13 protein-coding genes are annotated in these 12,891 nt (G+C 62.7%); 3 read left to right on the top strand and 10 right to left on the bottom strand.

Annotated elements, in window-relative coordinates; all coding sequences use genetic code 11:
• The first annotated feature begins 27 nt into the window (after nt 1–27).
• Nucleotides 28–888: an oxygenase MpaB family protein gene (locus HH213_RS08085; protein ID WP_169111912.1), complete on the top strand. Its 861-nt coding sequence runs from the start codon at nt 28–30 to the stop codon at nt 886–888.
• Here HH213_RS08085 and can read toward each other — a convergent pair.
• From can to HH213_RS08135, 10 genes are all read right to left on the bottom strand, one after another.
• On the bottom strand, nt 885–1,556 hold the full coding sequence (gene can / locus HH213_RS08090) for a carbonate dehydratase (RefSeq protein WP_169111913.1): 672 nt from the start codon (nt 1,554–1,556) through the stop codon (nt 885–887). The genes HH213_RS08085 and can overlap by 4 nt on opposite strands.
• Before the next feature lie 89 nt (nt 1,557–1,645).
• The gene (gene dnaJ / locus HH213_RS08095) at nt 1,646–2,773 is read right to left on the bottom strand and encodes a molecular chaperone DnaJ (protein ID WP_110845411.1); all 1,128 of its coding nucleotides are present in this window, start codon (nt 2,771–2,773) and stop codon (nt 1,646–1,648) included.
• Nucleotides 2,774–2,880: 107 nt separating this feature from the next.
• Complete coding sequence (dnaK, locus tag HH213_RS08100) at nt 2,881–4,824, bottom strand: molecular chaperone DnaK (protein ID WP_169111914.1); 1,944 nt, start codon at nt 4,822–4,824, stop codon at nt 2,881–2,883.
• 76 nt (nt 4,825–4,900) lie between these two features.
• On the bottom strand, nt 4,901–5,452 hold the full coding sequence (grpE, locus tag HH213_RS08105) for a nucleotide exchange factor GrpE (protein ID WP_110845413.1): 552 nt from the start codon (nt 5,450–5,452) through the stop codon (nt 4,901–4,903).
• A gap of 213 nt (nt 5,453–5,665) precedes the next feature.
• Complete coding sequence (gene hemH, locus HH213_RS08110; protein WP_110845414.1) at nt 5,666–6,775, bottom strand: ferrochelatase; 1,110 nt, start codon at nt 6,773–6,775, stop codon at nt 5,666–5,668.
• Nucleotides 6,776–6,810: 35 nt separating this feature from the next.
• Nucleotides 6,811–7,050 carry a hypothetical protein gene (locus HH213_RS08115; protein WP_110845415.1) on the bottom strand — a complete coding sequence of 80 codons (240 nt, stop codon included), beginning with the start codon at nt 7,048–7,050 and terminating at the stop codon, nt 6,811–6,813.
• An 8-nt stretch (nt 7,051–7,058) separates the two neighbouring features.
• Nucleotides 7,059–7,286 (bottom strand): hypothetical protein, encoded by a 228-nt coding sequence (locus HH213_RS08120; protein WP_110845690.1) that lies wholly within the window; start codon nt 7,284–7,286, stop codon nt 7,059–7,061.
• Between the two features lie 66 nt (nt 7,287–7,352).
• On the bottom strand, nt 7,353–9,005 hold the full coding sequence (gene recN / locus HH213_RS08125) for a DNA repair protein RecN (RefSeq protein WP_169111915.1): 1,653 nt from the start codon (nt 9,003–9,005) through the stop codon (nt 7,353–7,355).
• A 28-nt stretch (nt 9,006–9,033) separates the two neighbouring features.
• Nucleotides 9,034–9,942 carry an NAD kinase gene (locus tag HH213_RS08130; RefSeq protein WP_169111916.1) on the bottom strand — a complete coding sequence of 303 codons (909 nt, stop codon included), beginning with the start codon at nt 9,940–9,942 and terminating at the stop codon, nt 9,034–9,036.
• 122 nt (nt 9,943–10,064) lie between these two features.
• Nucleotides 10,065–11,171 carry a DUF3667 domain-containing protein gene (locus tag HH213_RS08135; RefSeq protein WP_169111917.1) on the bottom strand — a complete coding sequence of 369 codons (1,107 nt, stop codon included), beginning with the start codon at nt 11,169–11,171 and terminating at the stop codon, nt 10,065–10,067.
• Between the two features lie 130 nt (nt 11,172–11,301).
• Here HH213_RS08135 and HH213_RS08140 point away from each other — a divergent pair, with 130 nt between their 5' ends.
• Together HH213_RS08140 and HH213_RS08145 are read left to right on the top strand one after the other, a co-directional pair.
• Nucleotides 11,302–11,541, top strand: coding sequence for a hypothetical protein (locus tag HH213_RS08140; RefSeq protein ID WP_169111918.1), 240 nt, complete (start codon nt 11,302–11,304; stop codon nt 11,539–11,541).
• A 17-nt stretch (nt 11,542–11,558) separates the two neighbouring features.
• A complete protein-coding gene (locus HH213_RS08145; RefSeq protein ID WP_169111919.1) occupies nt 11,559–12,875 on the top strand; it encodes a PQQ-dependent sugar dehydrogenase in 1,317 nt (438 codons plus the stop codon).
• The last annotated feature ends 16 nt before the right edge of the window (nt 12,876–12,891 follow it).

The raw sequence follows: 12,891 nt of genomic DNA on the forward strand, positions 1-12,891 counted from the left end.
TACCTCACCGCTTGAGGAGTGCTGTCTATGCTGAGCGCCATCCAGGATTTGATGAAACCGCCCGCCGGCATGGCGTTCGACTTCAGCCAGCCGGCCGGCGAGCCGGCACTGGCGCCGGCGGACGGCGTGTCCTGGCGGATATTCGCCAATCCGGTGGCGCTGTTCGTGGGCGGCGTGACGGCGGTGCTGCTGGAACTGGCCGAGCCGTCGGTACGCTCCGGCGTCTGGGATCACAGCAGCTTCCAGCGCGATCCGCAAAACCGCCTCAAGCGCACCGGTTTTGCCGCCATGATGACGGTCTATGGCCCACGCTCGGCGGCCGAGAAACTGATTGCGCATGTCGTCCGCATGCACGGCCATGTCCAGGGCACGACGCCCGACGGCACGGCGTATCACGCCAACGACCCGCGCCTGCTGGACTGGGTCCACGCCACCGCCACCTTCGGCTTTAGCGCGGCCTATCATCACTATGCGCACAGACTGACACTGGAAGAAACAGACGCCGCCTTCGCGGAAGGCGCATCGTCCGCCCGACTGTACGGCGCCGTCAATGCGCCGCGCTCGTGGACGGAATGGGAAACGCTGCTGGCCACCACCGCGCCGGGACTGGAAGGCTCGGACGTGCTGGCCGACTTCGTGCGGATCATGGCGCAGGCGCAGATCCTGCCGGCGCCGCTGCGCTGGTTGCAGCGGCTGCTGGTGCGCGCGGCGGTGCAGATCACGCCTGAGCCGGTGCGCTCGCTACCACAATTGCGTGGACGCGGCCTGCGCTTCGGCGAAGCAACGCTGGTGCGCGCGCTGGCCCGCGCCGCCGCGCTGGCGCCGCTCGGTGACACGCCACCGGCCCAGGCCGCGCGGCGGCTGGCCGGCGCCGCCAGGAGGGGTTAGGCCGTTTCGTACTTGGCCAGCCGCTGCTGCACGGCCGGCGCCAGCTGGTCGCGGGCGCTGACGGCGATGCCCATGTCTTGCAGCTTGCCGTCGTTGATGCCGTACACCCAGCCATGCACCGTCAGCTCCTGGCCGCGGTCCCAGGCGTCCTGCACGATGGTGGTGGCGCAGACGTTGGACACCTGCTCCACCACGTTCAGCTCCACCAGTCGCTCCGAGCGCTTTTGCTCGTTGAGCACGGTGCCCATGTAGCGCTCATGCTTCTGGTGCACGTCGTGCACGTGGCGCAGCCAGTTGTCGACCAGGCCGACGCGGGTGCCCATCATGGCCGCATGCACGCCCTTGCAGCCGTAGTGGCCGACGATGATCACGTGCTTGACCTTCAGCACATCAATCGCGAATTGCAGCACCGACAGCGCGTTCAGGTCGGAGTGCACCACCACGTTGGCGATATTGCGGTGGACGAAGACATCGCCCGGCAACAGGCCCAGCAGTTCGTTCGCCGGCACGCGGCTGTCGGAACAACCGATCCACAGGTACTCCGGGGCGGCCTGGTTGGCCAGCCGGCTGAAGAATTCGGGGTCGCGCGCGACTTCCGATTCCGCCCAGCGGCGGTTGTTCTCAAGCAGGCCGCGCAATGGGGACGTACTGTTTTTCAGACTTTCCATGATTTCCTCTCGTACATAAGAAGACCGCCGGTCTGCCCAGAATAGGCAGCGCGGCGGTCCGATATTACCAAGCCGGTGTGACCATCAAGTTACTCAAAGAAGTCCTTGACCTTGTCACGCCAGGTTTTCGTCTGCGGGCTGTGCTTGTTGCCGCCCTCGGTGGTCGACTTTTCAAAGTCACGCAGCAGGTCTTTCTGCTTGTCGGTCAGCTTGACCGGCGTTTCCACCGCCACGTGGCAGAACAGATCGCCCGCGAAGCCGGAACGCACGCCCTTGATGCCCTTGCCTTTCAGGCGGAAGGTTTTCCCCGACTGGGTGCCTTCCGGGATCGTAAACGATACTTTACCAGACAAGGTCGGCACTTCGATTTCGCCGCCCAGGGCCGCCTTGGCGAACGAGATCGGCATTTCGCAATGCAGGTCATCGCCTTCGCGCTGGAACACCTGGTGCGGCTTGATGTGGATTTCCACGTACAAGTCGCCCGATGGCCCGCCGTTGGTGCCCGGTTCGCCGTTGCCGGACGAGCGGATGCGCATGCCGTTGTCGATGCCGACCGGGATCTTCACTTCCAGCGTCTTGTTACGCTTGATGCGGCCCTGGCCCGCGCAGGCGGCGCACGGTTCAGGAATGATCTTGCCGGTGCCGTGGCATTTCGGGCAGGTCTGCTGGATGCTGAAGAAGCCCTGCTGCATGCGCACCTGGCCATGGCCGGCGCAAGTCGAGCAGGTCACCGGCGAGGTGCCTGGCTTGGCGCCGGAACCGTTACAGGTGTCGCACTTGTCCCACGACGGCACGCGGATGGTGGTGTCGAAGCCGTGCGCTGCCTGTTCCAGCGTAATTTCCAGGTTGTAGCGCAGATCGGCGCCGCGGTACACCTGCGGACCCTGGCTGCGGCCGCGGCCGCCACCACCGAAGATGTCGCCGAAGATGTCGCCAAAGGCGTCGCCGAAACCGCCGGCGCCGCCGCCGAAGCCACCGCCGCCCGCATTCGGATCGACGCCGGCGTGACCATAGCGGTCATACGCCTCGCGCTTCTCCGGATTGGTCAGCATCTCGTACGCTTCTTTGACTTCCTTGAATTTCTCTTCCGCGTCTTTGCTATCCGGATTGCGGTCCGGGTGGTATTTCATAGCCAGCTTGCGGTAGGCCTTCTTGATCTCGTCTTCGGTAGCGCTTTTAGCCACACCGAGTATTTCGTAGAAATCACGCTTTGCCATAGTGTCGGGATCCTGCTTCTATTCTGTACTGATTTATGCGAAAAAGCCGAGCCGGCGGCGGTGCCACACGACTCGGCGTAGTCACCCCGCCTGCGCGGGAATGACGATTACTTGCTGTCTTTGACTTCCTTGAAGTCGGCGTCCACCACGTCGTCCTGTGGTTTGGCCTGTTCAGCACTGGCGCCTGCGCCTGGCGCTGCGCCTTCACCGCCAGCGGCTTGCTGCGCTTGCATGTCGGCGTACATCTTCTCGCCCAGCTTCTGCGACGCGGTCGACAGCGAGGCCACCTTGGCGTCGATCTCGGCCTTGTCGCCCGATTTGATCGAGGCTTCCAGGTCGGTGATCGCCGCTTCGATCTTCTCTTTTTCGCCGGCTTCCAGCTTGTCGCCGTATTCGGTCAGCGATTTGCGGGTCGAGTGGACCAGTGCGTCGGCCTGGTTGCGCGACTCGGCCAGTTCCTTCACTTTCTTGTCTTCTTCGGCGTTGACTTCAGCGTCTTTCACCATTTTCTGGATTTCCGCTTCGGTCAGACCGGAGTTGGCCTTGATCGTGATCTTGTTCTCTTTGCCGGTGGCCTTGTCCTTGGCGCCGACGTGCAGAATGCCGTTGGCGTCGATGTCGAAGGTCACTTCGATCTGTGGCGTGCCGCGCGATGCTGGCGGGATGCCTTCCAGATTGAATTCGCCCAGGCCTTTGTTACCGGCCGCGATTTCGCGCTCACCTTGATAAACCTTGATGGTCACCGCAGGCTGGTTGTCGTCGGCGGTCGAGAACACTTGCGAGAACTTGGTCGGAATCGTGGTGTTCTTGTGAATCATCTTGGTCATCACGCCGCCCAGGGTTTCGATACCCAGCGACAGCGGCGTTACGTCCAGCAGCAGCAAGTCTTTGCGTTCGCCCGACAGCACCGAACCTTGAATGGCGGCGCCAACTGCCACGGCTTCGTCCGGGTTCACGTCCTTGCGTGGCTCCTTGCCGAAGAACTCTTTGACCTTTTCCTGCACCTTCGGCATACGGGTCATACCGCCGACCAGGATGATGTCGTCGATGTCGGTGACTTTAACGCCGGCATCCTTGATCGCGGTTTTGCATGGCTCGATGGTGGCGATGATCAGCTCTTCCACCAGCGATTCCAGCTTGGCGCGGGTCATTTTCAGGGTCAGGTGGACCGGCGCGCCGTTCGCCATGGCGATGTACGGCTCGTTGATTTCGGTCTGCTGCGACGACGACAGTTCGATCTTCGCGCGCTCGGCCGAAGCCTTGATGCGCTGCAGAGCGATCGGATCTTTTTTCAGGTCCAGGCCGTTGATCTTCTTGAACTCTTCGATGATGTAATCGATGATGCGCTGGTCGAAGTCTTCGCCGCCCAGGAAGGTGTCGCCGTTGGTCGACAGCACTTCAAACTGTTTCTCGCCATCGACGTCGGCGATTTCAATGATCGACACGTCGAAAGTACCGCCGCCCAAGTCATACACGGCGATCTTGCGGTCGCCCTTTTCGGTCTTGTCCAGGCCGAAAGCCAGCGCCGCAGCGGTTGGTTCGTTGATGATGCGTTTGACGTCCAGGCCAGCGATACGGCCGGCGTCTTTGGTGGCCTGACGCTGCGAGTCGTTGAAGTACGCAGGCACGGTGATGACGGCCTCGGTAACTTCTTCACCCAGGTAGTCTTCTGCGGTTTTCTTCATCTTGCGCAGCACTTCCGCCGAAATTTGTGGCGGTGCCAGTTTTTTGTCGCGCACGCTGATCCAGGCATCGCCGTTGTCGGCTTTGGTGATGGCGTAAGGCATCAGACCGATGTCTTTCTGCACTTCCTTCTCGTCGAATTTACGACCGATCAGGCGTTTGACCGCGAACAGCGTGTTTTTTGGATTGGTGACGGCCTGGCGTTTTGCCGGCGCACCCACCAGGATCTCGCCATCTTCTTGGTAAGCAATGATAGATGGCGTGGTACGCGCGCCTTCCGCGTTTTCGATGACCTTAGGCTGACCATTTTCCATTACGGAAACGCAGGAGTTGGTAGTTCCCAAATCGATACCGATAATTCGACCCATGATTTTATTCCTTATTTGCTAGAGTTCAGATGGTTCTTATATGTGGAAAAGCTCTATCGTTTCAAGAGCTTGCAAATTATTTTGCTTGCGCGGCGGTGACAATGGCCGGACGCAGCAGGCGGTCGGCGATCATATAGCCTTTTTGCAACACAGCAACAACGGTATTGGCTTCCTGGTCGGCAGGCACCACGGCGACGGCCTGGTGCTTGTTCGGGTCCAGCTTTTCACCCTGCGCCGGTTCGATGGCGATCAGGCGGTTGCGTTCGAAGGCGGCCGACAGTTGTTTGAGCGTCATTTCAACGCCTTCTTTCAACGATTCCAGCGTTGGCGCTTCGACTTTCAGTGCCATTTCCAGGCTGTCCTTGACCGGTACCAAGGCCTCGGCAAAGCTTTCGACGGCAAATTTATGCGCCTTGGACACGTCTTCCTGAGCGCGGCGGCGGATGTTCTCGCCGTCGGCTTTGGCGCGCATGAAGGCGTCATGCATTTCAGCCAGCTTGGCTTCGGTGTCGGCCAGTTGCTGTTCCAGCGACGGCAGGCCGCCCTCTGGAGTCGATGGCGGGGCCGACGCAGCGGCTGCTGCCGCCTCTGGATTAGGGGGTACGGCTTGATTTTCCTGATCTTGCATCTAGAGACTCCTACGATCGTATTTGTTTGACATGACTTGTATTACCGCTGTGGCATCAAATGGGGCGATAACCTACGTTTTCAAGGGTTATTTGAACCTGCCATTTCGACAACGTTAAGTTTGCATCAGGCGGCTATTTTAACAGGCTGGCACTCGTCACCCGCAAGTGCTGATTGTCGGGTGACGGTGGGGTGGCGGGAGAAATGTTGCTTTTCAGTCTGCTGCGCCAAGCTGCAGGGCGGCGGCACGCGCGACTTCCGCATCTTTTTTCAGCAGCTCGCGCTCGGCCGGCGCCAGTTTGGTCGGCCAGCCGATGATGTGCTGCTCGGCGATTTCGGCCAGCGCGGCGATCCACGCCGGCGAGTCGTTCAGGCACGGAATGTAGTGGAATTCACGGCCGCCGTTCGATTCGAAGTCGTGCCGCACTTCCATCGAGATTTCCTCCAGCGTTTCCAGGCAGTCGCTGATGAAGCCGGGGCAGATCACGTCCAGCCGCTTGACGCCGTCGCGCGCCAGCTGCGCCACGGTCGGCGCGGTGTACGGCTGCAGCCACTCGGCCTTGCCGAAGCGCGACTGGAAGGTGACGACGTACTGGTCCGGCGTCAGCTTGAGGGCGGCGGCCAGCAGGCGCGCGGTCTTCAGGCATTCGCAGTGATACGGATCGCCCAACATCAACGTGCGCTTCGGCACGCCGTGAAAGCTCATCACCAACTTGTCCGGCTGGCCGTGCTGGTCCCAGTGGTTCAGCACCGACTGCTGCAAGGCGCGGATATAGCCGTCGTGGTCGTGGTAGTTGCGGATGAAGCGCAGCTCCGGGATGTTGCGCACGCTGCCGTAATGCTGGAACACGGCGTCGTAGATCGAACCGGTGGTGGTGCCGGAGTATTGCGGATAGGCGGGCAGCACCAGGATGCGATCGGCGCCGTCGGCTTTCAGCTTGGTCAGCACTTCCGGTAGCGACGGCGAGCCGTAGCGCATCGCCATGGCGACCGTCAGGTCTTCGTGGCCGCGCTCGCCGAGGGCGGCGCGCAGGCCGAGCGCCTGGGCGGCGGTGTTGGTGCGCAGCGGCGAACCTTCGCGGGTCCAGATGGTGGCGTACTTCTTGGCCGACTGGCCGGAGCGGAACGGCAGGATGATCAGGTTGAGGATGAACCACCAGACCGCCTTGGGAATCTCGACCACGCGCGGGTCGGACAGGAATTCTTTCAGGTAGCGGCGCACGGCGGAGCGGGTCGGCTCATCCGGCGTGCCCAGGTTGACCAGGACGATGGCGCTACGGCCGGTGGTGCCATGCTTGTGGGGAGGTTCTGTTTGGAAGGTCATGAAAGGCTTAAGGTTGAGTACCGTCAGCCCGTATCTTAATGTATAAGCTTGGCAACCGCGACGGCAACGCCACTCATGACCGTGGTAATCGCGAACGCGGTGACAATAAACCACTTGATCAGCCGGGTTTCCAGCGCTGCGAGGTCGGCCTTGGTGGCCATGTGCGTCAACTGCGCGTCAATCACATCCAGCCGCGCCTCGATCCGCGAGAGCCGCTGCTTGACCTCTTCGGCAAACAGTTCCAGCCGGCCCACTCGTTCTTCGATCTCCACCATCGCCTCCTTTAATGGATAAGCTTGGCAACCGCGACGGCAACACCGCTCATGACGGTGGTAATCGCGAACGCGGTGACAATAAACCACTTGATCAGCCGGGTTTCGAGTCCCGCGAGGTCGGCCTTGGTGGCCATGTGCGCTTCCATCGCGTCAAGGCGCGTTTCGATGCGAACCAGTCGTACTTTCGCGTCCTCAGCGAAAGCTTCCAGCCGGTCCACTCTGAGTTCCAGATCCATCACTGCCTCCTTGTAAAGGGCAATGATCAATCTTAGCGCGTTTAGCCGGCGCTGGACTGAGCTATATCAAGAGGCCAGCAGCTCGCGGGCGTGCTTGCGGGTGGTGGCGGTGATTTCCAGTCCGCCCAGCATGCGGGCGATTTCCTCCACCCGCGATTTGGCGTCCAGCACATCGATGCGCGAAGCGGTCTTGCCGTTGTCCAGCGTGCCCTTGGCCACCTGGAAATGCTGGCCGGCCTGGCTGGCCACCTGCGGCAAGTGCGTCACGCACAGCACCTGGCGCTCCTGGCCCAGGCGACGCAGCAAGCGCCCCACCACTTCCGCCACGCCGCCGCCGATGCCGCTGTCCACCTCGTCGAAGATCAAGGTCGGCACCGTAGTGGCGTTGGACGTGATCACCGAAATCGCCAGCGAAATCCGCGCCAGCTCACCGCCCGACGCCACCTTGGCCAGCGAGCGCGCCGCCACGCCGGCATGGCCGGCCACCAGGAATTCCACCTGCTCCAGCCCATATACCGCAGGCTCGGCCGCATGCAGCGCCACTTCGAAACGGCCGCCGGTCATATTCAATTCCTGCATTGCCCGCGTGACCGACTCGCCCAGCGCCGCAGCAGCTTTGGCGCGCGTGACCGACAGCTTGTGCGCTTCGGCCATATAAGTAGCCTTCAGCTTTTCCTCCTGCTTGCGCAAGCCTTCCAGATCGCTGGCGTCGGCCAGCTGCAACAGCCGTCCGGCCAGCTTGGTGTGCTCCTCCGGCAGCTGCTCTTCCGGCACGCGGAACTTGCGCGCCGCCGAATGGATCGCATCCATGCGCGCTTCCACCGTGCGCAGGCGCGACGGATCGAGATCCACGCGGTCCAGGTAATCGTTGAGCGCATACACCGCTTCCTGCAACTGGATGCGCGCCGGCTCGATCAGGTCGACAATCGGCTGCAAGCCGCTGTCGATATCGGCCAGCTTGCCCAGCTTCTGGTTCAGCGACGACAGCTGCGACAGAATCGGATGCTCCTCGGCTTCCGAGATCACTTCCAGCGCCTCCTGCGCGCCTTCCAGCAAACTGGCGGCGTGCGACAGGCGGCTCTGCTCATTGCTGACCTCCAGCCACTCGCCCGGCTTAACCGCCAGCTTTTCCAGCTCGTTGACCTGCCACTCCAGCCGCTCGCGCTCATACAGCACATTGGCGGCATTGGTCTCGAACTCCTCCAGCTGCTTGGCCAGCGCGCGCCAGGCCCGATACGCCACCGCCACCGCGCGCGCTTCGCTGTCGGCGCCGGCCTGGCCGTCCAGCAGCACGCGCTGCGCCTCGGTCTTCATCAGCGACTGGTGCGCGTGCTGGCCGTGGATATCGACCAGCATGTCGCCCAGCTCGCGCAGCTGGGCCGCCGTGGCCGCGATGCCGTTGATGTAAGCCTTGCTGCGGCCGGCGTTGTCGATCACGCGGCGCAGCAGCGCGCCGCCCTCTTCCACCGCAAATTCATTGGCCGCCAGCCAGTCGCGCGCCTGCGCGCTGGCGGCGAAATCGGCCGTGATGTCGGCCTTGGCCGCGCCTTCGCGCACCACGCTGGCGTCGCCGCGGCCGCCCAGCGCCAGCGTCAATGCATCGATCAGGATCGATTTGCCGGCCCCGGTCTCGCCGGTGAACACCGTAAAGCCGGCGGAGAATTCCAGTTCGATCGACTCAACGATCACGAAATCACGGATGGACAGGGTACGCAGCATGGAGACCGTTAGTGTGGCGTTAGTGTAGTTAAGCGAGTTTTCCCTCACCGGACGGATACTCATTCCAGTGCAGCTTTTCGCGCAAGGTGTTGTAGTAGCTCCAGCCTTCCGGATGCAGGAAGGTGATCGCATGCGGCGAGCGCCGGATCACGATCTGGTCCTGCGCTTGCAGGCTGGCGAAGGTTTGCATGTCGAAGTTGACGCTGATGTCGCGGCCGCGCACGATTTCCACCACGATCTGGCTCGACTCCGGCAGCACGATCGGCCGGTTGGACAGCGCATGCGGCGCAATCGGCACCAGCACGATGCCGCCCAGCGACGGATGCAGCAGCGGGCCGCCGGCCGACAAGGCGTAGGCGGTGGAACCGGTCGGGGTGGAAATGATCAGGCCATCGGAGCGCTGGTTGTACATGAACTGGCCGTCGACGTCGACGCGCAGCTCGGCCATGCCGGCGCCGGTGCCGCGCATCACCACCACGTCGTTGACCGCCATGCCGACATGGATCGACTCGCCGGCGCGCAGCACGTGGCCTTCCAGCAGCGTGCGGCGCTCGGCCTGGTAACTGCCGCTGAGAATGCGCGCCAGTACGTCCAGCATGCCGTCGAGCGGAATATCGGTCATGAAGCCGAGCCGGCCCTGATTGATGCCGATCAGCGGCACATTGAACGGCGCCAGCTGGCGCGCGATGCCCAGCATGGTGCCGTCGCCGCCCACGACGATGGCGGCGTCGCAGCCGGCGCCGATGCCGGCCGCGTCCATGACCGGCACGTCGTTAAATTGCGCACCGAGGTGGGCGGCGGTCTGCTCTTCAAACACCACCTGGTAGCCGCCCTGGCGCAGGAAATCGACCACGCTGGATACCGACTCGGCGATGCCGTCGGTATTCGGGCGCACGGCCAGTGCGATAGTGTGAAAAACGGCGTGCGTGGCGGTCATAAAAATCTCGGCTTTAGGCTAGGGCAGGAACACGCAGGAGGGTAACCCATATCGCCTGCTTCGGCTATCACCGCTAGCGTCGCCACTGTACATTTAAACAGTATTTAATGCAAGCATCACACTTAGTGGGCCGTCAACGCTCCCAACGCCCCCGCCGCGCCCAGTGCCAGACCGACCGCGATCGAGTAGCAGAACATCAGCACCGACCAGCGCAGCAGCGTGCCGGCGCGGCTGCTGTGATACACGCGCCGCATCGCCCACGGCAGGTAGCCGAGCAGCCAGCACCACAGCGCAAAGTCGACCACGCCGACCCGGATCACCAGCATCAGGCTGAAAATCAGGAAGGCAAACGCGTTGGTGTGCAACGCGAACAGCACGTGCTCGCCAAAGCGGCGGCCGGAACCCATGTAGAGGATTTTCAGGAACAGCGCGAACACCGGCATCAGGCAGAAGATCGCATACGGCGCATAGTGGTAAAAGCCGGCCTGCAACGCGGCCTTCTGCTGCTCGCGCGACATCCCCTGGAGCCCTTGCCACTTGTGGCGCAGCGTCTGCCAGCCTTTTTCGTCCAGCCATTGGTCGACCTCGTCGTTGGCCTTCGACTGCGCCGAGGAGGCGTGTTCGCCCGGCTCGCTGACGCTGGCCGGGCTGGCCGGCGCCGGTTTGGCGGCCTCTTTGGCTGCCTCTCTGGCCGCAATGCGCGCCGCTATCCTGGCGGCCTTGTCACGCGCACGGGACTCGGCGCCCTGGTCCTTCTCCATCTCGGCAATGGCGGCCTCGGCGGCTGCCGCGCCGTCGGCCTCGGCCGGATCGCGCGGCGTCAGCTTATCCAGCTTGCCCACCTGCTTGACGGTCTGCTCGACCATGGCGGTTTGCGCGGTGGTCGCCTCGTCATGCTCGTCCTCGCCGTTGTCAAGGCCATGACCGCCGAACTTCAGCAGCGCGAAGAAGAGCAGGCTGAACGACAGATACAGGCGCAGCGGCTGCACGAAGCGCACCCGGCGGCCACGGATGTATTCGTTGGTCAGCATGCCCGGCCGGAACAGCAGCCGCGCCAGCGATCCCCACAGCTTGCCTTCCAGCGCGACGTAGTGCCCCACGAACTCATGCAGGAACTCGCGCGTGCTGGCGTGGTGCAGCACCGCTTCCTGGCCGCAATTGGAACAGTAGTGGCCGCTCAGCGGGGTTTCGCAGTTGGCACAGTTTTCCGGCGTGACAGCAGTGCTCATCCAAGTATCCGATCAAGAAATATGGTCTAAATGATAAACGACTTCCCGCAGTAGTTGTCGAAATTCAAGGTGGCGACTGATGCAAAACCAACTAGTTAAGATGGCTTACAACAATGTCCTGGAGGTCGCCATGAAAGATCAACACGTCAATACCGACGCCAAAACACAAAACGACGGCGTCAAGCGCATGCCGCACGAGCGCGACGAATCACCGGAGGGCCAAGGCAACAAGCAGCACACCATCATCGAACAGGCCGCCAAGGACATCGACAGCGGCATGGTCGACACCGACCTGCACAACCAGCCAGGCTTGCAAAAACCGCGCCCGGACGCCAAAGCCCAGCCGCAAGCCAATACCAAACAAGATTAACCAAGGAGTGACCGCCCATGCGTCCAGTTCTCGCCGCCCTGCCCCTGCTGCTTGCACCATTGTGGGCCTTGGCCCAAAGCTATCCAGTCGGTTTCGGTCCCAACCCGCAGTTGCCGGAGCCGGCCCGCAAGCTGGTCCCTACCGTCAATATCGCCACGGCGTCGTCGTGGGCGGCGCAGGAACAGCCGACCGCGCCGGCCGGCTTCAACGTGACGGCCTACGCGCGCGGACTTGAGCACCCGCGTTGGGTCTACGTGCTGCCGAATGGCGACGTGCTGGTGGCCGAGACCAACGCGCCGCCCAAGCCGGACGACGCCAAGGGCGTCAAAGGCATGGTGATGAAACAGGTGCAGAAGAAAGCCGGCGCCGTCACCGAATCGGCCAACCGCATCACGCTGCTGCGCGGACTGGACGCCAAGGGCGTGGCGCAGACCCGCACCGTCTTCATCAAGGGGCTGAATTCGCCGTTCGGCATGGCGCTGGTGGGCAAGGATCTGTATGTGGCCGATACCGACGCCGTGCTGCGCTTCCCGTACCAGGAAGGCGCGACCAGCATTACCACGGCCGGCACCAAGGTGATGGACCTGCCGGCTGGCACCATCAACCACCACTGGACCAAGAACCTGATCGCCAGCCCGGACGGCAAATTCCTGTACGTCACGGTCGGCTCCAACAGCAACGTGGCCGAAAACGGCATTGATGCGGAGACCGGCCGCGCCGCCATCTGGCAGCTGGAGATCGCCACCAGCAAATCGAAGCTGTTCGCCACCGGCCTGCGCAACGCCAACGGCATGGGCTGGGAACCGCAGACCAAGACCTTGTGGACCACCGTCAACGAACGCGACGAACTGGGCAACGACCTCGTGCCCGACTACATGACCTCGGTGAAGGAAGGCGGCTTCTACGGTTGGCCTTACAGCTACTTCGGCCAGCATGTGGATACCCGGGTGTCGCCGCAAAAGCCGGAACTGGTGGCCAAGGCCATCGTGCCGGACTACGCGCTGGGCGGCCATACCGCCTCGCTGGGCTTGACGTTCTATGAAGGCACGGCCTTCCCGCAAGCGTATCGCGGCGGTGTCTTCATCGGCCAGCATGGCTCGTGGAACCGCAAGCCGCTGAGCGGCTACAAGGTGGTGTACATCCCGTTCAGCAACGGCAAGCCGTCCGGCCCGCCGCAGGATTTCCTGACCGGCTTCCTCGACAAGGATGAAAAAGCGCGCGGCCGTCCGGTCGGCGTGGCGGTCGACAAGCAAGGCGCGCTGCTGGTGGCCGATGACGTCGGCAACATCATCTGGCGGGTGGCGCCATCGTCGGCGCAAACCGCCAGCCGCTGATAAAATCCGTACTCGG

Origin of the sequence: Duganella dendranthematis, assembly GCF_012849375.1 — a bacterium.
In the GTDB taxonomy this organism is placed as follows: Bacteria; Pseudomonadota; Gammaproteobacteria; order Burkholderiales; family Burkholderiaceae_D; genus Rugamonas; species Rugamonas dendranthematis.